Annotated in this window: 1 protein-coding gene; it reads left to right on the forward strand. The window is 67.8% G+C overall.

Translation table 11 applies throughout. The features are described from left to right. Positions 1–77: 77 nt before the first annotated feature. Complete coding sequence (locus tag MKK64_RS11935) at positions 78–1,181, forward strand: IS5 family transposase (protein ID WP_243935065.1); 1,104 nt, start codon at positions 78–80, stop codon at positions 1,179–1,181. Positions 1,182–1,334 lie beyond the last annotated feature (153 nt).

Genomic DNA, 1,334 nt, shown 5'->3' on the forward strand with positions numbered 1-1,334 from the left:
CAGGCTGCTGCAGAAGTCGCTGGTGGGGTTATCCGAGAGATGATTCACTCTGTCTCTGACGGGGCGGAGGCTTGGTGATGCGCGGGCGTGAGGAACGGTCGGAGAGCCTGTTCAGCTACGTCCGTCTGGAGGACCGCGTACCGGCCGACCACCCGCTGCGGCCGATCCGTGCTCTGGCGGACGACGTGCTGGCCGGGCTGAGCGAACGCTTCGAGGGCCTGTACTCAGGGGTGGGCCGCCCCTCGATCCCACCGGAGATGCTGCTGCGGGCGACGCTGCTGCAGGCCTTCTTCTCGGTGCGCTCCGAGCGGATGCTGATGGAGCAGATCGATTACAACCTGCTGTTCCGCTGGTTCGTGGGCTTGGAGATCGATGCTGCGGTCTGGCACCCGACGGTGTTCACCCACAACCGCGACCGGCTGCTGGAAGCGGATGTCGCCCGTGCCTTCCTGTCGGGGCTGCTGGCGCTGAAGCCGGTCAAACGGCTGCTGTCGAGCGACCACTTCTCGGTGGGCGGCACAATGATCGACGCGTGGGCCTCGATGAAAAGCTTCCGGCCGAAAGACGGCTCGGGCGAACCGCCGGGGCTGGGCCGCAACGGCGAGCGGAACTTCCGCAAGGAGAAGCGCTCGAACCAGACCCATGCCTCGACCACCGATCCCGATGCCCGGCTCTACCGCAAGGCTGACGGCCGGGAGAGCCGGCTCTGCTTCCTCGGCCATGCGCTGATGGAGAACCGCAACGGCTTGGTGGTGGACGCGACCCTTACCCATGCCACAGGCACGGCCGAGCGCGAGGCCGCCCTGGCCATGCTCGATCGCCTGCCTCGCCGGCACCGGATCACGCTGGGCGCGGACAAGCTCTTCGACGTCGAAGCCTTCGTCGGCGACCTGCGGGCCCGGCAGGTGACGCCGCACATCGCGATCAACGGGGCTGTCTCCAAGACCGGCAAGGTGCGCAAGACCGCCCTCGACGGCCGCACCACCCGCCATCCCGGCTACGCGATCAGCCTGCGCTGCCGCAAGCGGATCGAGGAGGTCTTCGGCTGGATCAAGGCGCAAGCCGGGCTCGCCAAGGTGAAGGTCCGATCCCAGCCCAAGGTCGAGGCGGTCTTCACCTTCGCAGTCGTCGCCTACAACCTCGTGCGCCTGCCCAGGCTCCTGGCCGAGGCGGTCGCATGAGGGGCGGCCCGAGCCGGGCCGAGGCGCGTCCTGCCCACCGCGACACCGCCAAAGCCGCCGGATCGACCCGCTTCGGACGATGCGATCTCCGACAAAACAGCGACAATCCTCCAAACCGAACGGCACGCCAGACTTCTGCAGCAGCCTGCTAGG

The organism is Methylobacterium sp. E-025 (genome assembly GCF_022829705.1).
GTDB lineage: Bacteria > Pseudomonadota > Alphaproteobacteria > Rhizobiales > Beijerinckiaceae > Methylobacterium.